The sequence below is a fragment of the Rathayibacter sp. VKM Ac-2805 genome, from assembly GCF_009834265.1.
In the GTDB taxonomy this organism is placed as follows: Bacteria; Actinomycetota; Actinomycetes; order Actinomycetales; family Microbacteriaceae; genus Rathayibacter.
This window is the reverse complement of record NZ_CP047185.1, coordinates 3,509,455-3,530,547: the sequence shown is the minus strand read 5'-3', so window position 1 is coordinate 3,530,547 and position 21,093 is coordinate 3,509,455. Positions and strand designations below refer to the sequence as shown.

Genomic DNA, 21,093 nt, shown 5'->3' with positions numbered 1-21,093 from the left:
AGACCCCTTCCCGCACACCTTCGACTCCACGACACCAGCACTCACGACCTCAGTAGGAGAGATCACATGTCCCGCTCACTCACCAGGCGGCTCGCCGCCGCAGCCGGCGTCCTCGCGCTGAGCGCTGCGGCGGTCTTCACCGCCGTCGCGCCGGCGTCAGCGGTCACGCTGCCCGGCAACATCGACCCCACCATCAGCCGCACCCTCACCGTGCACAAGCTCGCGCTGGGCTCCAACAACGGCCAGGCGATCGGCACCGGCCAGGAGATCACGGTTCCCGGCGACGCGCTGCCCGGCGCCGTGTTCACCGCCGCGCGCGTCCAGGGCGTCGACCTCACCACGCCCGACGGCTGGAACCAGGTCGCGAACCTGACCCCGGGCACCGCCGCGACCCGCGTCACCGCCGCCGACACCTTCACCGCCACCAGCGGCACGGACGGCGAGGCCGTGTTCAACAACGGCGCGAGCATGCCGCTCGGCCTCTACCTCGTGACCGAGACCCAGCTCCCCGCCGGAGCCACCAACGGCGCGGCGCCGTTCCTCGTCACCCTGCCGTTCCCGACGGGCCCGACCGGTGCGCCGGCGAACCAGTGGATCTACGACGTCCACGTCTACCCCAAGAACGCGGTCACGGAGCTCACCAAGACGCGCGTCCCCGCGGCGGCGAACTCGGTCGAGGCGCGCAACCCCGACCTCATCCGCTGGGCCATCGCCTCGGACGTCCCGGTGCTCGCCGCCGGTGACACGCTCGACACGTTCACCCTCACCGACACGCTCCCCGCCGAGCTGACCTACCTGCCGACCGGCCCGGCCGGCGTCGCGCCCACCGGCATCACGGTGACCAGCGCCGCGGGCACCGCGCCCGCACCGGCGTTCATCGCGAACACCGACTACACGCTCGGCTACGACGCCGCGACCCGGAACGTGACGCTGAACTTCTTGCAGTCCGGCCTCACCAAGCTCCAGGGTCTGCAGGGCGGCGTCGTCACCCTCACGGTGCTCACCCGCGCCACCGCCATCCCGGCCAACGGCATCATCACCAACTCGGCGACGAGCGTCGTGAACGGGGCCACGGAGACGGTCACCGGCAGCACCCCGATCGGTCAGCTGACCGTGTACGCCTACCAGAACAACGGCGCCAACCGCGTGCCGCTCGCGGGTGCCGTCTACCAGGTGTTCCTCACCGAGAACGACGCCAACCTCGGCCAGAACCCGGTGTTCATCAACGGCAACCAGAACTGGACGACCGGAGCGAACGGCATCGTCGAGATCCCGATCATCACGCCGGGCAACTACTACGTCCGCGAGCTGACCCCGCCCGCCGGATTCCGTCTGCCCACCCCGGCCCAGGTGCTGACGCAGGTCGTCGCCGGACCGAGCTCGGCCACCGCGCCGATCCAGAACTACGTCGAGTTCCTCCACACCCAGGTGCCGGCGTTCGCCCTGCCCCTCACCGGTGGCGGCGCGCAGTGGTTCACCCTCGGTGGAGGCGCGCTCCTCGCCCTCGCGATCGGTTCGGGCCTGATCGCCTCGCGCCGCCGCACCGCGCTGGCTGCTCAGACCGCCGAGTAACGTCGCACCATGACGAAGTCGAATGCGGGGCACCCGTCGGGTGCCCCGCATTCCTCTGTCTCCAGCCCTTTTCCTCCGCGGAGGCGGATCCACCGCCGGCCGCGCTGGCGGCTCCCGATCGCCCCGCTGGTCATCGCGCTCATCAGCCTCTCGGGAGTGGCGCTGCTGCTGTACCCCGTCGCCGCCAGCTGGCTCAGCGCCGTCGAGCAGGCGCGCGAGATCGACTCCCTCACGCAGGACATCACCGACCTCGGCGCCGAGACCCTCCGGCAGAACCTCGTCGAGGCCCGCGCCTACAACCAGAGCCTCAGCGGCGGCGGCGCCGCCGTCGCCGCGAACGAGCGCCTTCCCCTCGCCGACGACGAGCAGGTCGCCGACCGCGAGCGCTACTCCTCCCTCCTGCGCGGCGACGCCGAGGGACTGATGGCCCGGATCCGGATCCCCGCCATCGACGTGGACCTGCCGATCTTCCACGGCACGAGCGACCCCGTCCTCGAGCGCGGCGTCGGCCACCTGGAGGGCACCGCCCTGCCGGTCGGCGGCCCCTCCACCCACTCGGTGCTCACCGGACACCGCGGCCTCGCCTCGGCCGAGCTCTTCACCCACCTCGACCGCGTCGACGTCGGCGACACCTTCACCATCGAGGTCTACGGCGAGGTGGTCACCTACCGCGTGCGCGAGACGCTCGTTGTCGAGCCGGAGGACACGCAGAGCCTCCTCGTGCAGCCCGGCCAGGACCTCCTGACCCTCGTCACCTGCACCCCGCTCGGGATCAACACCCACCGCATCCTCGTCACGGGCGAGAGGGTGATCCCGACGCCGCAGTCGGACGTGGACGCGGCGGGGGAGTCGCCCGACGTCGCAGGGTTCCCGTGGTGGGCGGTCGCGGCCGGAGGCGCGGTGGTCGCCGCTGGAGTGTACGTCTGGTTGGCGGGGCGGCCGGCGCGCGGCGCGTGGGTGCCGGTGGTGGTCGCCGCGGAGGAGCGGGACAGGGTTCCTGCGGGGCTGTGAGGCGAGGGGGTGCGGATCTCCGCAGTCCTGCTCAGGTCGCTTCGGCGCCGTCCTGTCCCCGTCGTCGGGATCGCGGCTGCGCCGGCCCGGTCAGGCGGGACGCCACTCCTCGAGGAACTCCGCGACCGTCTTCGTCTCGAGGTCGAGCTCGACCTGCCCGAGGAGATAGTGGGGATCGGTGAGATCGGCCTTCACGCGGATGATCTCCGCGCCGGTGTCGAGGCGGAGGACGACGAGGTCGTAGGGCGCGAGGACTCCGCTCCCGAGCGCCATGTCGATCGTGAGGCGGAGCCGGCCGAAGCGCCGCAGCTGCAGCTCGGCGCGGAGGTGCTCGGCGGCGACCTCGGGGGTGTCGGGAGTGGGGTCGGGCATGGGGCAGACGGTACCGAAGCGGGGGTGGCAGACCCCTGGCCGGGCCCGCGGTCGGCGGAGTCATGACGGGAGCCGCTGTGAAGCGGTCAGTCCCGCAGGCCGACCGTCACCGCCCGGCTCTCCGGCGCCTCGATCAGGTTCTTCGCCGCCGCAGCGGAGAGGTAGGACGTCGCGTCGTGCCGGCGCAGAGTGACGACCGAGGCGACGGCTCGCACCGCCAGGACGATCGGAGCGAAGCTCGGCCCTGAGGTCAACCAGTCTCCGACCGCGACGCCGACCTCGGTCATCGGGATCAGCAGAGTCATCGGATCAAGTCGTCCGCCTCGGCGACGTCAAGCCACACGTCTCGGAGGCGTGCCTCCATGCGCCGAAATCGGTGATGGCTTCCGCTTCGTCCGAAGCCCAGAGGGAGCCCGAGCCCGGCCAGCGCCTCGCCGCGCGGCGGGCCAAGGACCCGACCGTCATCGCCTTCCTCTGTTGCCAAGACGAGGTCGCCCTAAGGGCCCGGAAGGGCATCACGAAGGGTGGACGGCGCGTGCATGAGGACTTCAGTGTCGTCGGCCGCGACGACCACCCGCTCAAGCGGATCGGGCGCCCGCCAAGACGACCGCTCTTCGCCGTCTTGCCAGGCGTCCGTTGCCGCGGCTTCGGCCTGCTCTCAACCACGATGCAGGGCGGCACGCAGCTGGCGTTTTCATCAAAGCTGGGCGAGGTGTACGCGTCCGGGAGAGCTTGGCGGCGCCGTGAGGGTGCGAGTGAGCTGAAGGAGGGAAGCCATGCGGTGGTCTCCGCGCCAGGACCTGCCCCTGTGCGGTTGTGGATCTAGACCCTGACGCGGATCGGTCGCAGCAGGCGTCGGGGACCCTAGTGCCACGCCTTCAGAGCAGCTCTGGCATGTGACGTTGGGGGTGCCCCCCAAACCAGCTGAGTCCAAGTTTCCGACGCGTGGACCTCGATCTGCTCCTCGAACCTGCGGTCGCCCCGGAAGCTAAACTTTGCTGAGCAGTCGATGTCTGTGCGCGCGTCGACTTGCGATTTTCGCAAGCACGCGTAGTTTCGATTCATGACCAATTCGCTGACGGATCGTGTCCGACAGGTTGTGGACATGACCGGACTGTCACGTGCCGAGTTCGCTGAGCGAGTCGGGATCGACGGGCCGAAACTTTCGAAGAGCCTGAGTGGGCAGCGCAACTTTTCTTCCAGTGAGCTTGCCGCCATCGCGCAGGAGGGACGTCAGAGCGTCGACTGGCTGCTGACCGGCGCTCCATCGCGGTCGTGGCAAATCGCCGCTCGCGCGGAGCCGAAGTCGCTGAGCGAGCTGCAGGCGAGCGGTACAGAATTGATCAGTGCCGTAGCCGAGCGTTTCGACGCTCTCGAGGCGTTAGGGCTGCACGCGGACGTGGCGGCCCTTCCTGCCCACGGGCCTGCGCGATCGTACGTGCAGCAGGCGGACGCGCTGGCAGCACAGGCGCAGAGCCTCCTGGGCGACAGCATCTCTCTCCAGTCGACTCCTGAAGTCATCGACACGATCGAGCAGAAGCTCGGGATCAACGTTGTCTTGACGGATCTTCCGTCGGGCTGCGATGGCATGTCTTACCAGGACGGTCCGTTCCGGATCATCGTGCTGGGAACGACTCCGTTGTTCGCCCGACAGCGATTCACGCTCGCGCACGAGCTCGGACACATCCTCTGGGGCGACGCTACGGAGGTGATCGAGGAGTACAGACCCGATCACGCCAGTCCGCATCCAGACAGTCAGTCGGAGAAGCGCGCCGATCGATTTGCTGCCACGTTCCTAGCGTGCGATTCAGATGTTCGGGCCTTCCTTGGCTCTCGTGAGGTGGAGGAGGCCTTCAACGATCTGTGTTGGTCGTTCCGGATGACGCCTAGCGCGATGTCGTGGCGACTACTGAACCTCGGCATCATCGACGACACGACACGAGCTCGTCTGGGTAGTCGGACCATGCGAGCTGTGGGCATGGCATTGGGTCGGGGGGCTTCCCTCCTGACTCGTACGGGCCGTTCTTCAACACCTCGTAGCCCGATGCTTCTCGTCCAGCGTTGCATCAACGCATACCTCGAGGGCGAGATGACCCTCCAGGCGGCCGCTGACCTCATGCATCAGGACGTCGAACAGGCCCGCGCCCTTCTCGAGGACGACTCCGCCGAGTCCGCCTCTATCGAGGCCTGACCTCGGGATGCCGGCGCAATTTTTTCCCGACACGTCGGTGCTCATCAATTTCGCAGCAGTCGACCAATTGCGTCTCTTGGAGACCTTCCTGTCCGCGCGTGCTCGCGTCGTCGAAGCAGTCGCCCGCGAAATCGATCACTCGACGCGCTTCGTGCCCAATCTTCGACAGATCGATCTGCCGCAGTGGTTCGGGCAGGAGATCCGCATTGATGCGCCCACGGACGTGCGTGCAGTCGAACAGACGCGCGTCGCTCGATTCGGCGGCCGAAAGGATGAGCCGACCAAGCATCTTGGCGAGAGCCAGACCCTTCACGTCATCGGAAATTTCCCGGGATACTCCGACTCTGTCTGGCTAACTGAAGATCGTTCCGCTTACCAGTTGGCGCGACGCAGAGGGATTGTCACGAAGCACACCTGCGAAATCCTTCAAGTCCTCGTCGCGCAGAGCGAAATGTCGTCCACGGACGCGTACGAGACCGCGATCGGCATGCTCGACCGCGACAGGCCGCTCTTGGTTCAGCCGGAGTCCGCTCATTACTTCGAGTAAGCCGCTTCTCGCCGATGGAACACGGCGGGTCGTTATACGCTTGTATTCGGTCCGCGGTCAAGCCGGGGTCCCGCTGTCCACCAGTGTGCAGGCCCCCCGTCACGACCTTTTCACCCGCGCTGGCCTGGGAAATCTGGCAGGAAAGGCTTCTGCGAAGGTGCGCCGGAAGGGGAGCCTCGCTGTCGACGGCGTGGGTGCCGGCGGTGGTCGCTGGTGAGGAGAGCGACAGGGTGCATGCGGGTCGGTGAGGCGAGGCGTGCGGATCTCCGCAGTCCTGCTCTGACCGCCTCGGCGCCATACCGTACCCGCCACCCGGATCGCAACTGAGCAGGCCCGCTGGAGCGGGGCGCCACTCCTTGAGGAACTCGGCGACGGTCTTTCTCTCGAGGTCGCGCTCGACCTGCCCGAGGAGGACGTGGGGATCGGTGAGATCGGCCTTAACGCGGATGATCTCAGCGCCAGTGTCGAGGCGGCGACCAAGGTGCTCGCGGAGTGTCTCCTGATTCTCGACCACCTGATATTGCACACCATCCGCATCATGCCGTCGCGCCGCGAGAACGGCTGCACCACTGGGAGGCGCCGTGCGCTGAGGGCCGAGGGAGTGATTACGGCTCTCACTCCGTTTGAGTCAACCGAGGATCCAGCGTCGGGCCGGCTCCTCGCTGCGCTGCTGCGGAGGACCGAACCCTCACCGCCGGTTTTCCGCGGCAGCGACGTGACTGCCGTGGGTGTCGTCAAGGGCATAGTCGGGCCTGGAGCGCGTGCACGACGATCGGCGTGTTCGTCGGCAGCGACGCCCGCTGGGCTCCGGGCGGCTCTGCTGAGGATGCCCAAATTCCTCACATGAGTATGTGTCAGGTATCGTAGACCTGTCGAGAAAATAGTGAGCATGACAGGCTCCATCAATCGCAGTACCTCGGTAGAACCACAGCAAGATCGCGCTCGACGCACGCGGGCCATCATCCTCGCTTCGGCGCGGCAGATCGTCGTCGAGGTCGGCCGAGAGAGAGCGACGACAGCCCTTGTTGCTGCTCGCGCTGGCGTTGGCATTGGCACGGTTTACCGCTATTATTCAGATTTCGCTGATCTGCTCGAAGTCGTTCTTGGGGAAAATGACATTCATGCGAGACACAATGCGGTCTTGTGGGCCGCGCACAAGGCCGCAAGTTCTGGTGATTTTGACGACGCGGAAACTATTGCGTTGAACGCGCTTCGAGCGCTTATTGACGCACTTAAAAAGGAGCCATTACCCGAAAGCGACCTGCGTCTCTATGCCTAGTCACAGGATCATTCCTGTTGCCTCCATGTCAACGATCTAGATGGACCAGCGCACCGTTCCGGACGTCATCGTCGGCGCCGACGGCGAGGCACTCTCGCCGCCCACAGGGCCAGAGACGCCACCACCCCGGTCTACGCCTCTAAAGAGACGACGGCTAACCCGATCGTTCAGCAGATCAACGAGGGCGACCAGCGCGCCGAACTCTCGACCGTGGACCGCACCGCCGCGTGGGAGCGACTGTCCTTCGAGGGAGTCAACGTTGCAGCAATCGTCGAGCGCACCGGAACCAAGGCCACGACCCTAATGAGGGCCGCGAGTTCGCTGATCCTTGCCGCGGCCGCGAACGACAGGCCTACCGCGACCGCCCTCGTCCTCAAGTAGGAGAGGATCGGCCCCGCCGCCGCAGTCTAGGCACGCTGGCGAGTCCTCGAGCCAGACCGGACCGTTGTCCGAATCGAAGACAACGCCCCGACCGGTTGATCGACGAGACCGAGGAGGGGTTGGTCGCCCTCGACTTCGTCACCAACCGGCGAGCGTCCCAGGACTTCACCGAGTTCGGACCTCCCATCGGCTCCGCCGTCTTCGCGCTCCGCAAGCTCGCGCTCTGAACGTAGGTGCGTGCCGACCCGAGATGAGCCGGCACGCACGAGGGGGGAGGCCTGAAGACCCACGGTTGCACGCGTGGAATGGCCCCCAGCGCTCGAGCGGCGAGGCCGCGACTTCTATGTCTTCCGCGCCCAAATCTTCCGGTTCTCGATCACACCCAAGACAGCCAACCCCACAGCCACGGCCCGGATCAGCGCCTAGTCGAGGACGCTGAACCGCTCACCGGCGATCGCCGGAGAGGTCTGCTCGTCGGCAATCGCGTAGAACTCCACCGACGCCCCAAACCACACCATCCCGTTCGCAGACAGCGCGGTTCGCACCAGCGGAGAATTGCACATCGAGTAGGGCGCTGCCTCGCTGGCCGCGCCAGCGGTAGCCATCTGAGCCGTTCCTGCGCTTGAGGAGTGGCTCCTCGCTCAGCTCCCCGAACCGTTTAGCGACTCCCGACGATTCGACCGGTTGCAAGCGCACTCCATCCTCGATGCCCTCCCCGGGGTGCCGGATCAGCTATAACGACCTCGCCGAGGCCGTCGACACGGGCGCGCACGCCGTGGCACGGCACCTGAGCGCCCAGCAAGGAGGGACTCGCACTCCTGGAACGACTGGCTAACCCTAAGCAGCAGATCATCGCCGCGGAGCTCTGTGTGCCCTTTGGAGAGGAAGAACGGTAGCATCATCGCGGACTCATATAATCAACGCCACATGCGAGAATGTTCTTGGGCTGCCCGTGAAACTCCTCTCCCTCGTACGGGCGGCTGCGGATTTTTAAGAACTCCTTCTCTTAGGCCATACCCCTCAGGCGCCGCCCGATTGCTGCGCAAGCTCAGAATACCGGACAAAAAGCGCGGCCTCCCGAGTTGCTGCTGTTGGGCTACGTAGTCCATATAACTGATCAACCACGCGGTCGATAGCCTCATGCGCCTTGAGCAGCTCTGCGGGAGTATCCGATGGTTTATAAAGCTCGCTGAGGCTATAGGTCCCTCGTAGCGGTTCGCGAATTGCCAGCATCTCTCGAGTTACGGATTCGAGGTGAGAACGTTTCGATGTTGGCAACTCTGGCCATGGGAATGAGTTGTACGCGAGGTCGGCAGTGATTGTCGGATCCTCCCGGAGGCGGCCGCCGACCGCTCTGATCCATGTTTGATACATCTGAGATTGGAGAAACCCCAGCATCCATAACTCTGCTGGGTAAACGATCGTGGCCTTATTCGATGCCACAACATCCACACCGAAGATCTCAGCAGGGATCCATCGCCGACTATCCGTCGAATTCTGGGGCAACGCAATGTAATTGACGTTGGGATGCTTTCTGTGCGTGAATAAGTGACCAGGCGTGGCGCGGAAAGCGGGCGTCGGAGACTTTTGGCGCTCTTTCTTTACGGCGTCCACGCGCTCTTCGACTAAGGAGGACCTTACTAGCTCGGCAGGGTCTGCTCCTTCCATGTACAAGCACCAGATGACTCTGCCAGAGAGCAGCTCTTTGGCACCCATGTAGCGTCGAATATATTTTGACGCGATTGGATCGGCCTTGAATGGAGCGGCCTCTTCTTCGTTGAACAACAGCAAGCCGCCATCCGTCGGCTGTGAGCCGACCGTCATTCGAGGTAGACCGCTGATGAACGGGCTGCGTCTAGGTCGAATTTCGACATGTGGAGCTGGCGTAAGCCACCAATTTATTTCAACGTGCCGCGTTGGCGTTACTTCGTTGCCCACGAAAAGCGCGGCCCGACCCGAATGCATAGCTGAGAACCCAATGATGACGACGTGAACGCCAGCCGGATTTTGTGCTTCGGAGCTCCACAGAAATGAGCGGCGCGCAAAGACGATTCTGGCACCCAGGCGTGTCATAAGCGGGCCCATAACCCTTGCCTGCTCGCCTTGTGTAATGCTGTTCGTGGAGACGAACGCGACACGGGCTCCGACCTGTCGACTGAAATCGGCCGCCTTGGCAAACCATGCGCAGACGTAATCGATTCGGCCGACGCGTAACCCAGCACTCTCGGGAAGAGAATCGTAAAGACGAGTGCGCTCTGCCTGTTGGTCGGGTAGAAGCTTTAGGCCGCCTTTATAAGGTGGGTTGCCGGCGACGATAACTTCGCCGTCACCTACAATCTTTCCCCAATCTGCGTCCAGCGAACGACCAACCAAGATCTCAGCTCGGGTCTTGAGAGGTAGACGTTCGGGAGCCTTTCCGAAGCGGTCCTTTAAAAGCAGGTCGCTTTGGCGATCGACCATGAACATGGCCGTTTCCGCAATGCGCGCCGGCCATTCGTCGACCTCTATGCCAAAGAAGTGGTCGAGCCGAACCATTAGAGTGCTAGTCCAGTCGGTGTCCAAGGCGATCCCCGACTCGCCGACCTCTTCGACCGAGAGTGCATCTAGGACCTGAAGCTCTATGTCCCGCAACTCGCGATACGCCACGATGATAAAGTTTCCGCACCCACACGCAGGGTCAAGAAAACGAATCTTGCCCAAACGCGTCCACAGTCGGCGCAACGAGTTTACTCTCGTTATCGTGGTATTTCGGGAGAGAGCAGCGCCCAGTTCTGCCCTTAATTCATCTAGAAAGAGTGGATTCAAAGTTCGGAGAATGTTCTCCTCCGACGTATAGTGTTCCCCAAGCTGACTTCTTGTCTCTGCGTCGCGGACCGATTGAAACATCGATCCGAAAATTGCAGGGCTAATGGTTGACCAATCAACGGCACAAGCGCGAAGTATCGCTTCGCGTAAGTCGTTCCCTAGAGCTGGGAGGATAATCGCCTCTTTAAAAAGGCCTCCGTTGATGTAGCGCAGACCGTGGCTGGACAAATGTGAATATTCCCTGTTCAACTCCGAGAAAAGTCGAGTGAGGGAGAGTCCGAATTCCTGCTGGGAAGCCGTTTGGTGTCTAATGTAATCGCGAAATGCGTTCGGCTCCCACATTTCCGTATCGTCACCAAACATTAGGAATAGTATTCGCGCGAGCGTGACCGATATTTCATGATCCCGAATGCGGCGATTGTATTCGGTCGGATACGCTCGTTCAAGCGCGTCGTACATATCGACCATAAGCTTTGACGCTTGCTTTGATTCGTTTCTCGATTCAATGTCGAAAGCCTGACGCAATCTCGACAGAACAGTGTTCACGTCCAGTATTTCATTTGAGGGAAGACGAATCATTTCTAGTCGCGCTTCAAAGCGGTTGTTCACCTCGCCGATCCGATGGCGATGGGACGTTAATTTCGAGGCGACGCTGTTGTCGAGGACGCGACGAGATGGCCACCGCCATATCTGATCCATCTCGTTATGGAATATGACCAGGCGGTCCGTGGATTCTCGACCGATCTGGCGGTCCAATAGAGCTTGTGCTGTTGCCGACGGAAGTTGATCACATACCCAAACTCGCAATCCAAGATACGATGATATGTTCTGAGCAATTAGAAAGGAGCCGTCTTCAAGCTGCAGGGTTACTGGCTTGCGATCGGGCGCGTGCCAATTGAGATCTTCTAGAAATAAGGTCTGAAAATGGAAAGAATTGACGCGTTCTATCAGTTTCATTGGTCCGCCTTCACTACGCCGATTGAGCAAACTACTCGCATCTCGTCGGTTTCGGTTGTGCCGATGACAAGCCGGTCCTCCGAATGGAGCCGGTTCAGCAGATCAAGTACATCGCTGTCGGAGTACCTGTTGCGGCGAGCAAGAGACAACTGATTTGTTGCATACGCTGTCAGGGAGCGCGCGTGTAGCGCGCCCAATGCGTCCTGCGCAGACTCCGACCCAAGCGAGCCACCAAATCGGTTCCAAGCCCATTTCCGGATCCCCTTCAAGTTGCCCATCGCGGCGGCCTCGATTGCAAGGGGACCTCGCACCAGGGCGGTCTGCCGCTCGAAGTGATCTGCACGACGTTGTGTCGACGGTGTTATCGGTTCCGCGTAGAAACTCCGAAGTGCCTCAGATTGCGTCAGAAGATTTTGGGTGCCGTCAGAATCGTTGTAGGTGGCGAAGGCCTCCGTTCCGCCTTCGGTGCGTACGAAACAGGTGACTCCGCCATGGCTCTCATTCGCGTATTCGAAACGAGTACTTTGGACAAGATCGGGCAAGCTCAAAGCGCGGTTGGCTGCGTCGGGACTTTCTAGTTGCGCTTTAGTCCAGACCAACCAGGCTTCGCTTACGGCATCGGCCTCGCCGTCGAGTTCGTCCTCATCGTCGTTCATTCGGCCATTGTAGAAATCATCCAGGATTCTCACCTCACGTTCTGTCCCGAAGAACTGCTCGTCGGATCCGAACGCCTCAGCGGAAGCGTTGAGCCGATCCTTGATGCGGTTCCTGAGGTTAATCTCATCTTCGATTTTGTCGTGGCTAAAGATGTAGACGTCAACCTCGTCGGACTGCTGTCCGACCCGGTCGACACGTCCGGCTCGTTGAATGAGACGAATGATCGCCCATGGAAGGTCGTAGTTCACTACGACGTGAGCATCTTGAAGATTTTGGCCTTCAGACAGCACGTCAGTCGCCACGAGGATATCGATCGAGTCCGTCGGTACGGTTACCGAATGAACTGGCTGCCCGGGAAGGCGGTTCGCTACTGGTGCAAATCTTCGTGCAATTTCTGAAGGATCGGTAGATTCGCCCGATGCGAGACCGACACGCTCCAGACCCGCCGAGACAAGCGATTCCGACACGTACCTTGCTGTGTCTAGATACTCGCTGAAAATCAGCACCTTTTGATTCGGGTGGCTCTGTTGAATCAACTCGATAAGTCTTGTCATCTTAGAATCGGTTGAATGACTCCAAGTCCCAAATCGAGCTAACAACTCCGATATCGTTCTATTGTCTGCTTTAAGATCCGCGCGAAGCGAACTGGTAAATATTGTGCTGCTAATCCATTTGGTGTTTTTAGGTGCATTTAGACGGATCTGGGAGTATCGTTGCTCGGCTGTGCCGGTCGCGGTTTCTGCAAACTCGATGTCCTTATCGCTCAGTGTGATAAGAGATTCATTGAAGCTGCCAAGTGGAAGTGGTAATTCGTTCTCGATTGCGTAGAGGAAAATCTCATTTCGGGCTCTTTGGCGCTCGAGGGATAAGATGAATGAATGCCCTGACGACGATAGCCTCTTAAAGAGACCGGTTCGGACAAATCCACTAACGTTACCCTGACCGGACCGAATGTCCTCAATGTATCGAGCGTCATCCGGACTCTTTGCGGCCCGCCGATTCTCATAGTCGGCCAGGCGATAGCGTGGCAGGTTCAGGGACGATACAGCGTTTAGGGTCGTATCATCCTGCATCTTCGTGGCGGGGTCGTCGGGGCTAAAATCAAGAGGGAGATGGTGCGGAATGCGTGTCGGGAAAAAGAAGTTTGTTCCATCTGAGAACTTGAGGTAGTCGCGAGTGCGGGTCGTTCCGTCTTCGAGGGTTTCCGTGACTCGCTGGGCAGTCCGCTTAACAAAGCTTCTTGTACGACGGACGAGGTGGTCTGACATAAGGCGCCGCCAGTCGTCTGCTTCATCGGATAGTTTGAAGGCATCCAACGTGTTTGTTTTTCCGTCAACTTTGTCGGCTAGCTTGGGATCTTTGGCGAGAGCTGCAGACGGGACAATCCCGAGGTCTTCGTCCTCCTCAATGTACAGTGCAAGTTGATTTGCGACGTCAGTGAAAGCGAGATTGTACGGCGTTGCTGTAAGTAAAAGCACCTTAGAGTTGTTCCGTTTTATGTACGAGTGAACAGCCTCATATGCGCGGGTGCTTTCGTTTCGAAGGTTGTGCGACTCGTCACATACTACAAGCTTAAACAGTTTCAAATCGGGCAAAAGCTTGTGTGCCATTGAGTACGGTACAACTCGTGCCCCGTCCATTTCGTATGCGTCGATGTGACGTTGCCACATGTCGACCAGATTCTTTGGGCAGAGAATCAAGGTCGTGTAATCCTCGGCTGATTGAAGCATGAGGGAGGTCGCTACAGCAGTCAGGGTTTTGCCCAAGCCTACGACGTCGCCAAGCATGGTACCGCCTCTACGAACAATGCGTCGGGCAAGTGTTTTGACCGCAGTTGCTTGATAGTTAAGAAGAAGGTCTTCCATAGATTTTGGAAGGACGTATCCCATCCCGTCGCGTGCATCCTGCGAGAGTGCATGACACACTTTGAGATAGACCTCATATGGTGTGGGTTGGTCGGGATCCCCCCAAGACTCGGCAATTAGATCAATGATTTCATTTGTGATGTCAAGAGAGAATTTGTCTACCCACTGTTCTTCGAACCATTGCGAGAGTTTGGCCGTTGCGTCGTTGTCGGGAACGTCGATGTTTAGTTCAAGGTTCGTGCTCAGGCCGGCGGCTGTCAGATTTGATGACCCAACGTAGCCCCATGTTGAATTTTGATGAATACCCTCGCTCAATATGTAAGTTTTTCCATGCAGCGGACGGCGAGTGTAGACCTTTATTTGCACGCGGCCCTCCACAAGTTGGTCCTTCAAGAGTTGTAGCGCTTGAAGTCCTGATTGGGTGGGCAGACCCCGCATCAATTGGGTTCGAAGATGCTTCACCAAGCGTGATCGCTGTTCAATCGCTTTTCCGATATCTGGAATTCCTGCGCCAATCGCCGGTTCTTGAACCTGATACTGTAATTCGGCAAGGATCGCGGCGGCATCTGAGGGCGTGATCATGCCGACGAGTATCCGTGCGACAGGAGAACCATCGGTCGGTAAGGCCTTCTCTTGAATAGACGGGCCCAAGTGGTCCCAGCCTCGAAGGTCGATATAGCCGGTCGCTACGTCGACGCGCTCAAAGTGGTCATTGAAGGTCGCTCTGATGTTGGCGCCCAGTCGAGACGTCGGCGTCAGGTTGTCGAAGATTTGAGGCACGGATCAATCTTGCCGCATCTTGCGACGTCTCCACAGGAACGAGGCGGGCGCTCGCCGCATCGTCTGTCGCGGTCCCTTGGGGGCGCGTCCGCGCGCGGGCGCGTCCGCGCGTCTGAATCTGTACCCGGTGGTCGCTCGTGCATCGACGGAAGAGCCCCCTCGCGTTCTCGTGCTGAACATCAATGCCGGTTGCACTTACTGCGCACGCTCGTGCGTTCTGCTGCTCTCGCTCGTCCATGTTTACGTTTTGGCGGTGGAGTCGAGGCACGGCTGTTAGCACATCCGGCCTTGCGGTGACGGCACCGAAAACGCCTCCAGCGGACACCGCCTTCCAGGCTCGGCCAGGTCGTTCAGAGAGCGACCACGATGTGGGAGTCCAGGGCTGGCCACGACGCCAACGGCAACCCGACCACGTCCCGAGATCTCGACTCGCTCGGCATGTCCGTCCGCTGGGTCGACGAGGAAATCGCCGGCATCCGCGCCGCCGGACCCGCCTGGCTCGTCGTCATTGACGGACCTGCTGATGTCCCGGATACCGCCCCTACCGGCCACTAGCGATGGCATTCGGCGAGGCTGTCGTCGGTGGGTACTCGAGGGTCGGCAGGTGCGCGTAACAGTGACCGTCCTGGCGGGCACGGAAGTCACGGTGATCCTCGCTGGCGCCGACGCGGACACGTTGCAACCTGGCGGCCCCATGGTGGCGGCCAGTGGCCACTCCGTTCGCGTTTACGGTGAACGGCTCGACGTCAACTTCTGCAATAGCTTCGCGAGCACCACCCACGATCGGCGCCACCAGGAACACGCACCCCTGCCATAGCGCGTCCGGCCCCGCGAATACTCGGCGGGGATGGAGCGTGCCGGGTTCGCCGACGTGTTGCTCACCGGGATGCTGACGAGGTGGACGAGCGTCAATTTGAAGGGGATGGTGATGGTGAGAGGTACAACGGCCTTTTGCTGTACGGGCGTGTCTTGTCGGTCACGACCGAACTGGCTAGGTTTCCGTAGACCAGGAGCGTGGCCTTGCTGGACATGTCGGTCTTCCAGCCGAGAGCGCCCGCGCTCGGCCATCAGGATTCACCCCTCGCGGACGGTCCACTCGCCGTCGACGAGGACCTTCCCGGTGAAAGCCTGGACCTCACCGCGCAAGCTTGTGATCGACTCCGATTCCACCTCTGTCCTCCCCGAGCGACTGACGATCCCGCGCAACGCTTCGCACGAAGGGTGAGATCGGCAGGATCTTGGTTCCCCTAGAACCTGGGCGTCTGCAGTGTTGTTCCTCCAAAGGTCGTTGGACCGTTCCGGGAGCCGAACGAGGAAAGGGTCCGGCGCCGCTTGACCATTGCGACACAGCCATTAGCCTGCGGGTCTCATTGCGGCACCCACCTCGGCCGAAACGCGGTAGGTGCTCTCTGACGCTTCGCAACGTTGCATCGGTCGTTCAACGGGACGCTGGGACGAGGGCTGCCTAGAATGTCGTCGTGTCCTCCTACCCCTCCCGGGACGACGCGGTAGGCAGGTACTTGAAAAGGTCCTCCTTGATTCCGCGTGTCGCACTTGCTGTCGTCCTCCTCGTGGTCATCGCCGGCGTCGTCTTGACCTCCGTCTTCGCGGTCCGCGCAGCAGACGTGTCCGCCCAGTCCGAAGCGGCTGATGTCGCGCTCGCACAGTCGTCGGATGCCTTGTCCGACGCCGAGAGCAAGCACAAGGGTGCCCAGAACCGGGAGATCATCGAGCGAGAGAACATGGAAGGGACGATCCAGCGGAACGCTCAGACGTACGAGCTCGAGGTGGCTCGCGGTGTCGAGAACGGAACGATCGCCGCTCCGGTCTGGCCGGCGAGGTACAGCTACGACGCAGAGCTGAAGGCGAAGATGGATGCTGCAGACGCGGCAGCGCGAGAGCCGTTCATCCTGGCGACGGAGGTCGCGGACTCCGCTGAACGGCACCTCGCTGAGGTGCGCGAGGACAATGCCAGAGCTCTCGGTAATGCGATGGCGGTGAGTTTAGATGCTGACGAGGCCAGCTCTCAGGCAATCGTTACAGGAGTTGCATCGGCGATAGCGGTCGCTGTGCTTGCGACGGTGTGGTTCATCCTGTCGACGCTGACCGCCAGGGCTCGCGCAACGATGGCGCTCCAGAGCGGTTCAGGATCCGCAACCCGCCTCTGACTGCGACTGACCGCTTGCGATTCGACGCCTGCGAGCGTCAGCGGCACTGAGTCGCCATGGACGAGCAGGCCGAGTGCGCCGCCAGCTGCCCATCCTGATCTGCTGTCTCCATGTCCGCGGCCTAAAGCCGACTCACGGCTCGGGCGATACCTGGAGGGCGCGGGATGAGTGTGCCCCAAGCGTCATCGAAGTCGTTGCGCCTCCCGCCCATCCGCGGCGTCAGCCGTCCGCGCCCCTACTTCCGCCGGTTCAGCGCCTTCGTCCCCACCCCCGCGATCGCAGCACCCAAGATCGGCGCGACCAGGAACACCCACACCTGCCCCAGCGCATCCGGCCCCGCGAACACCGCGGCAGCGATCGACCGCGCCGGGTTCACCGACGTGTTGCTCACGGGGATGCTGATCAGGTGGACGAGTGTCAGCGTGAAGCCGATGGCGAGCGGCGCGACGGCCTTGTATTCGCTCTTGGCGGTGACGGAGAGGATGACGGCGACGAAGACGGCGGTCAGGACGATCTCGGTCAGCAGGACCGCGCCGAGGCCGAAGCCGCCGGGGGAGGCGGCGCCGTAGCCGTTGGAGGCGAAGCCGGAGTCGCGGGCGGCGGCGAGGTAGCCGGCGGGGCCGTCGGCGGCGACGAGGAAGACCACTGCGGCGCCGACGAGTCCGCCGAGGATCTGGCTGACGATGTAGCCGGGGATGTGCTTCCACTCGGTGCGGCCGGCGATGGCGAGGCCGATGCTGACGGCGGGGTTGAAGTGGCCGCCCGAGATGTGGCCGACGGCGTAGATGCCGGCCATCACGGTGAGGCCGAAGGCGAGGGCGACGCCGAGGAAGCCGACTCCGAGCGCGTTGCCGGAGTCGGGGAAGGCGGAGGCGAAGACCGCGGTGCCGACGCCGCCGGCGACCAGGAGGAAGGTGCCGAACGCCTCCGACGCGTAGCGCGCTCCGGCCGAGTACTGCTCGGCGTGCTCGGTGCGCTGCTCGCTCGTGGTGCGGCTGGCGGTGTGGGGGCGGGCCATGATCGTTCTCTCTCTCGGGTCGGGGAAGTACCGCGGGGTCGCCGGGCACCGGGATACTCCAGCACCACGCGGCGGAGCCGGAGCCGGGTCGCGGAGTGCTCTCAGGCTCCGCGGCCACTCGGTTCCGTGAGCGGCCTGCGAGCACTCGCTCCGCGGCCACGGGTGGAGGCGCCCATACGCAGATGCCAGTCACCGTAGCGGCGGACGGCGGCCGGCACGTCCTCGTGTCGGGGACAGGCGTGAAGCTCCGCCCACCTGGCACGGCGAGAGGATCGACGCGGAACGGCTCCGAGCTGAAGCACCGGGCCATTGCGGACGCAGCCGCCGCGGGCGAGAGCCACGTGAGAGGGCCCCATCGATTCCTAGGAGTGATCCCTGATCCGGTTCCAGACGGACTTCAGGCTCTCTCCGCCCACGCCGGCCTCCGCGTCCTTCGCCGCGAAGAGCGCACGTCGCTGCTCCTCGTCGGCTCGCTCGTGCTGGAGGAATCGATTCAGCGCCGTCTGGTTCAGATGCCCCAGAGGCGCCTCCCGCATCAGCTCGAAGGGCGCATTGCCGTGAATGCGCACCATCTCCTGCAGCTCGGGGTGCGTCCGCGCGATGGTCAGGAGGACTGCCGTCGGTGTCGAATGGTTCGACAACAGGCCGCCAGCAATCCCCGGGTCGCCGAGAGACGCGAGGTGGGCGAAGGCCTCGTCGGACAGGTCCTCATCCACGACGGCGAACCACCACTGATCCTCGCGAGTGCCGTGGAAGGCCAGCCATTCGGCACTGCGCCCGGGACTGCTCGGCCGGGGTGGTCCACCGAAGAAGCCTGGAACCACTAGCTCCTCCTTCCGTCGACGCGACACGAGCGGGTTTCCGGCGAGCCCCGTGCTCCTCGTGGAGGCGGGCGAAAGGCCTGACGCGGCCGACGGCCACGGTAGCGACCTGCCGCACAAGCGATGTCCCCGCCGAGGGGACAGGCGGGAACCACCGCCCGGATGGCGCGACAGAACGGCCGACGAACCCAGCCCGACACCCGGCCACGCGCCCTCTTCTCCTCCGCCCGCCTCCCTGCTACGGTGCTCTGAACCGGTTTACAAAACCGGTTCAGATGCGGCGACGAGTGAAGGAGCTCCCATGGCGGGCAGACCGACGATCCTCGACGTCGCGCGTGAGGCCGGCGTGAGCAAGGCGCTCGTCTCGTTCGCGCTCAACGACCGCCCCGGTGTCTCGCCCGACTCCCGCGAGCGGATCCTCCGCGTCGCCGCCGAGCTCGGCTACCGGCCCAGCCTCACCGCCCGCTCCCTCTCCACCAGCGTCTCGTTCGCGGTGGGCCTCGTGGTGGCGCGCGACCCGGCGGTCATCGCGGCCGACCCGTTCTTCCCCTCCTTCATCTCGGGGGTGGAGCGGGTGCTCGCCGAGCGCGGCCGGGTGCTGGTGCTCAGCGTCGTCGACCCGGGCGCCTCCGAGGAGGCCGTCTACCGCACGCTCGCGGCCGACCGCCGCGTCGACGGCGTGTTCCTCACCGACCTCCGGCAGGACGACTCCCGGCCTGCGCTGCTCGCCGAGCTGCAGATCCCGGCCGTCACCCTCGGGCGGCTCGAGGGCTCCTCCTCACCGGCCGTCGTGATGGACGACTCCGCCGGCATCGCCGACGCCGTCCGGCACCTGGCGGAGCTCGGCCATCGCCGCATCGCCCACGTCGCCGGGCCGGACCACCTGCTCCACTCCTCCCGCCGCCGCGAGGCCTTCACGCGGGCCTGCACCGACGCGGGGCTCGAGCCCATCGCGCTCGTCGCCACCGACTTCAGCCCGCAGCAGGGCGCGGCGGCCACGGAGCGGCTCCTCGACAGCCCGACCCCGCCCACCGCGATCGTCTACGCCAACGACCCGATGGCCATCGCCGGCCTCGGCGTCGCGCACACCCGCGGGCTGCGCCTCCCCGACGACCTCTCGGTGACCGGCTTCGACGACTCCGAGATCGCCGCCCACGTCTACCCGTCGCTGACCTCGGCCCGCACGCGCCCCGCGCGCTGGGGCGAGGAGGCCGCCCGCACGCTGCTCGATCTCATCGAGTCCGGCAGCGCCCCCGACGTCGACCTCGAGCCCGCCGGGCTCGTGGTGCGCCACTCGACCGCTCCTCCGCGGCCGTCGACCCACTGAAGACGCGGGCGCACCGTCGCGCCCGCCGGACAAGGAGAACACCATGGCCCCCTCGACGACGAGACGCTGGCTGACCGGGATCGCCACCGCCTCCCTCGCGACCCTCGCCCTCACCGCGTGCAGCGGTGGCGGCGGAGCGTCGACCGACCTCACCGCCACCGGCCCGATCACCATCTGGTACTCGAACAACGAGCAGGAGGTGATGTGGGGCAAGGCGATGGTCGAGGCGTGGAACGCCGACCACCCGGACGAGGAGATCACCGGGCAGGAGATCCCCGCGGGCAAGAGCAGCGAGGAGGTCATCGGAGCCGCGATCACCGCCGGCAACGCGCCGTGCCTCGTCTTCAACACGGCCCCCAGCGCGGTCGGCCAGTTCGAGCGCCAGGGCGGCCTCGTCGACCTCTCCACCTTCGAGGGCGGCGCCGACTACATCGAGACCCGCAGCGGCGACCTCGCCGAGCAGTACCAGAACGCCGACGGCGAGTACTTCCAGATGCCGTGGAAGAGCAACCCGGTCGTCATCTTCTACAACAAGGACGTCTTCGCCAAGGCGGGCCTCGACCCCGAGAACCCGTCGCTGTCGACCTACGACGACTTCCTCGCCACCTCGAAGACGCTGGTCGAGTCGGGTGCCGCTCCCGCCGCCATTCAGCCCGCGCCCACCAGCGAGTTCTTCCAGACCCAGTTCGACTTCATGCCGCTCTACGCCGCGGCCACCGGAGGCACGAGCCTCGTCGAGGACGGGAAGGCCACCTTCGCCGACGACGCCGGCTACGAGGTCGCCGACTTCTGGAAGAGCCTCTACGACCAGGGCCTCGCCGGCCGCGAGCAGTACCAGGGCGACGCCTTCGCCGATGGCCAGGCCGCGATGTCGATCGTCGGCCCGTGGGCGGTCTCGGTCTACGACGACCTGAACTGGGGCTCCGTGTCGGTGCCCACCCCCGACGGCACGCCCGCGGAGGAGACCTGGACCTTCAGCGACGCGAAGAACGTCGGCCTCTACTCCGCCTGCGCCAACAAGGGCACGGCCTGGGAGGTGCTGAAGTTCGCGACCAGCGAGGAGCAGGACCGCTCGCTCCTCGAGACCACCGGCCAGATGCCGCTGCGCACCGACCTGCAGACCACCTACGCCGACTACTTCGAGGCGAACCCGGCCTACCAGCGCTTCGGCGACCAGGCGAGCCGCACCATCGAGGTGCCGTCGGGACCGAACACGGTGCAGATGCTGCAGGCGATCCGCGACGCGTGGGGCAAGACGGTCATCTTCGGCGAGGGCGACGTGAAGACGGCGCTCGACGGAGCGGCCGAGACCGTCACCGGGCTCGCCGGCCAGCAGTGACCC

General features: G+C 63.7%; 18 protein-coding genes. 11 read left to right on the top strand and 7 right to left on the bottom strand.

Translation table 11 applies throughout. The annotated features are described in order from the left end of the window. Positions 1 to 66 precede the first annotated feature (66 nt). Positions 67 to 1,572 (top strand): SpaH/EbpB family LPXTG-anchored major pilin, encoded by a 1,506-nt coding sequence (locus GSU40_RS16525; RefSeq protein ID WP_104288025.1) that lies wholly within the window; start codon positions 67 to 69, stop codon positions 1,570 to 1,572. Between the two features lie 9 nt (positions 1,573 to 1,581). Further along, positions 1,582 to 2,583, top strand: coding sequence for a class C sortase (locus tag GSU40_RS16520; RefSeq protein ID WP_160035978.1), 1,002 nt, complete (start codon positions 1,582 to 1,584; stop codon positions 2,581 to 2,583). A gap of 90 nt (positions 2,584 to 2,673) precedes the next feature. On the opposite strand, the gene GSU40_RS16515 is transcribed toward GSU40_RS16520, so the two are convergent. Both GSU40_RS16515 and GSU40_RS16510 read right to left on the bottom strand, forming a co-directional pair. Then, positions 2,674 to 2,955 carry a hypothetical protein gene (locus GSU40_RS16515; protein WP_160035976.1) on the bottom strand — a complete coding sequence of 94 codons (282 nt, stop codon included), beginning with the start codon at positions 2,953 to 2,955 and terminating at the stop codon, positions 2,674 to 2,676. An 86-nt stretch (positions 2,956 to 3,041) separates the two neighbouring features. Continuing rightward, a complete protein-coding gene (locus GSU40_RS16510) occupies positions 3,042 to 3,260 on the bottom strand; it encodes a hypothetical protein (protein WP_104238942.1) in 219 nt (72 codons plus the stop codon). A 758-nt stretch (positions 3,261 to 4,018) separates the two neighbouring features. Between GSU40_RS16510 and GSU40_RS16500 the strand changes: the two genes are divergently transcribed. From GSU40_RS16500 to GSU40_RS17180, 6 genes are all read left to right on the top strand, one after another. Then, a complete protein-coding gene (locus GSU40_RS16500; RefSeq protein ID WP_160035972.1) occupies positions 4,019 to 5,146 on the top strand; it encodes an XRE family transcriptional regulator in 1,128 nt (375 codons plus the stop codon). A 7-nt stretch (positions 5,147 to 5,153) separates the two neighbouring features. Beyond that, positions 5,154 to 5,693 carry a hypothetical protein gene (locus GSU40_RS16495; protein ID WP_160035970.1) on the top strand — a complete coding sequence of 180 codons (540 nt, stop codon included), beginning with the start codon at positions 5,154 to 5,156 and terminating at the stop codon, positions 5,691 to 5,693. Positions 5,694 to 6,108: 415 nt separating this feature from the next. Further along, a complete protein-coding gene (locus GSU40_RS16490; RefSeq protein WP_160035968.1) occupies positions 6,109 to 6,540 on the top strand; it encodes a hypothetical protein in 432 nt (143 codons plus the stop codon). A 42-nt stretch (positions 6,541 to 6,582) separates the two neighbouring features. Next, positions 6,583 to 6,972 (top strand): TetR/AcrR family transcriptional regulator, encoded by a 390-nt coding sequence (locus GSU40_RS16485; protein WP_160035966.1) that lies wholly within the window; start codon positions 6,583 to 6,585, stop codon positions 6,970 to 6,972. Between the two features lie 210 nt (positions 6,973 to 7,182). Continuing rightward, complete coding sequence (locus GSU40_RS16480) at positions 7,183 to 7,353, top strand: hypothetical protein (protein ID WP_160035964.1); 171 nt, start codon at positions 7,183 to 7,185, stop codon at positions 7,351 to 7,353. A 95-nt stretch (positions 7,354 to 7,448) separates the two neighbouring features. Further along, positions 7,449 to 7,580 carry a hypothetical protein gene (locus GSU40_RS17180; protein WP_279630833.1) on the top strand — a complete coding sequence of 44 codons (132 nt, stop codon included), beginning with the start codon at positions 7,449 to 7,451 and terminating at the stop codon, positions 7,578 to 7,580. Between the two features lie 195 nt (positions 7,581 to 7,775). Here the strand turns inward: GSU40_RS17180 and GSU40_RS16475 are convergent, their stop codons facing one another. From GSU40_RS16475 to GSU40_RS16465, 3 genes are all read right to left on the bottom strand, one after another. Then, complete coding sequence (locus GSU40_RS16475; RefSeq protein WP_160035962.1) at positions 7,776 to 7,958, bottom strand: hypothetical protein; 183 nt, start codon at positions 7,956 to 7,958, stop codon at positions 7,776 to 7,778. Positions 7,959 to 8,373: 415 nt separating this feature from the next. Then, the gene (locus GSU40_RS16470; RefSeq protein WP_160035960.1) at positions 8,374 to 11,115 is read right to left on the bottom strand and encodes a DNA methyltransferase; all 2,742 of its coding nucleotides are present in this window, start codon (positions 11,113 to 11,115) and stop codon (positions 8,374 to 8,376) included. Then, a complete protein-coding gene (locus tag GSU40_RS16465) occupies positions 11,112 to 14,417 on the bottom strand; it encodes a helicase-related protein (protein ID WP_160035958.1) in 3,306 nt (1,101 codons plus the stop codon). The genes GSU40_RS16470 and GSU40_RS16465 overlap by 4 nt, the downstream gene beginning before the upstream one ends. A 1,478-nt stretch (positions 14,418 to 15,895) precedes the next feature. Between GSU40_RS16465 and GSU40_RS16455 the strand changes: the two genes are divergently transcribed. Further along, positions 15,896 to 16,585 carry a hypothetical protein gene (locus tag GSU40_RS16455; RefSeq protein WP_160035956.1) on the top strand — a complete coding sequence of 230 codons (690 nt, stop codon included), beginning with the start codon at positions 15,896 to 15,898 and terminating at the stop codon, positions 16,583 to 16,585. A gap of 235 nt (positions 16,586 to 16,820) precedes the next feature. Here GSU40_RS16455 and aqpZ read toward each other — a convergent pair whose 3' ends face one another. Together aqpZ and GSU40_RS16445 are read right to left on the bottom strand one after the other, a co-directional pair. Further along, the gene (gene aqpZ, locus GSU40_RS16450) at positions 16,821 to 17,603 is read right to left on the bottom strand and encodes an aquaporin Z (protein ID WP_160035954.1); all 783 of its coding nucleotides are present in this window, start codon (positions 17,601 to 17,603) and stop codon (positions 16,821 to 16,823) included. Positions 17,604 to 17,965: 362 nt separating this feature from the next. Then, positions 17,966 to 18,427, bottom strand: coding sequence for a hypothetical protein (locus GSU40_RS16445; RefSeq protein ID WP_160035952.1), 462 nt, complete (start codon positions 18,425 to 18,427; stop codon positions 17,966 to 17,968). A gap of 298 nt (positions 18,428 to 18,725) precedes the next feature. On the opposite strand from GSU40_RS16445, the gene GSU40_RS16440 reads away from it, so the two are divergent. Further along, positions 18,726 to 19,751, top strand: a complete 1,026-nt coding sequence (locus GSU40_RS16440; RefSeq protein WP_160035950.1) for a LacI family DNA-binding transcriptional regulator — start codon at positions 18,726 to 18,728, stop codon at positions 19,749 to 19,751. Positions 19,752 to 19,794: 43 nt separating this feature from the next. Then, positions 19,795 to 21,090, top strand: a complete 1,296-nt coding sequence (locus GSU40_RS16435) for an extracellular solute-binding protein (protein ID WP_160035947.1) — start codon at positions 19,795 to 19,797, stop codon at positions 21,088 to 21,090. The last annotated feature ends 3 nt before the right edge of the window (positions 21,091 to 21,093 follow it).

What these genes read in the sequence shown, in the direction of transcription:
- GSU40_RS16525 (WP_104288025.1), top strand. Translation starts at nt 67, where the DNA reads ATGTCCCGCTCACTCACCAGGCGGCTCGCCGCCGCAGCCGGCGTCCTC.
- GSU40_RS16485 (WP_160035966.1), top strand. Translation starts at nt 6,583, where the DNA reads ATGACAGGCTCCATCAATCGCAGTACCTCGGTAGAACCACAGCAAGAT.
- GSU40_RS16500 (WP_160035972.1), top strand. Translation starts at nt 4,019, where the DNA reads ATGACCAATTCGCTGACGGATCGTGTCCGACAGGTTGTGGACATGACC.
- GSU40_RS16470 (WP_160035960.1), bottom strand. Translation starts at nt 11,115, where the DNA reads ATGAAACTGATAGAACGCGTCAATTCTTTCCATTTTCAGACCTTATTT.
- GSU40_RS16510 (WP_104238942.1), bottom strand. Translation starts at nt 3,260, where the DNA reads ATGACTCTGCTGATCCCGATGACCGAGGTCGGCGTCGCGGTCGGAGAC.
- aqpZ (WP_160035954.1), bottom strand. Translation starts at nt 17,603, where the DNA reads ATGGCCCGCCCCCACACCGCCAGCCGCACCACGAGCGAGCAGCGCACC.
- GSU40_RS16440 (WP_160035950.1), top strand. Translation starts at nt 18,726, where the DNA reads ATGGCGGGCAGACCGACGATCCTCGACGTCGCGCGTGAGGCCGGCGTG.
- GSU40_RS16475 (WP_160035962.1), bottom strand. Translation starts at nt 7,958, where the DNA reads ATGGCTACCGCTGGCGCGGCCAGCGAGGCAGCGCCCTACTCGATGTGC.
- GSU40_RS16515 (WP_160035976.1), bottom strand. Translation starts at nt 2,955, where the DNA reads ATGCCCGACCCCACTCCCGACACCCCCGAGGTCGCCGCCGAGCACCTC.
- GSU40_RS16520 (WP_160035978.1), top strand. Translation starts at nt 1,582, where the DNA reads ATGACGAAGTCGAATGCGGGGCACCCGTCGGGTGCCCCGCATTCCTCT.
- GSU40_RS16495 (WP_160035970.1), top strand. Translation starts at nt 5,154, where the DNA reads ATGCCGGCGCAATTTTTTCCCGACACGTCGGTGCTCATCAATTTCGCA.
- GSU40_RS16435 (WP_160035947.1), top strand. Translation starts at nt 19,795, where the DNA reads ATGGCCCCCTCGACGACGAGACGCTGGCTGACCGGGATCGCCACCGCC.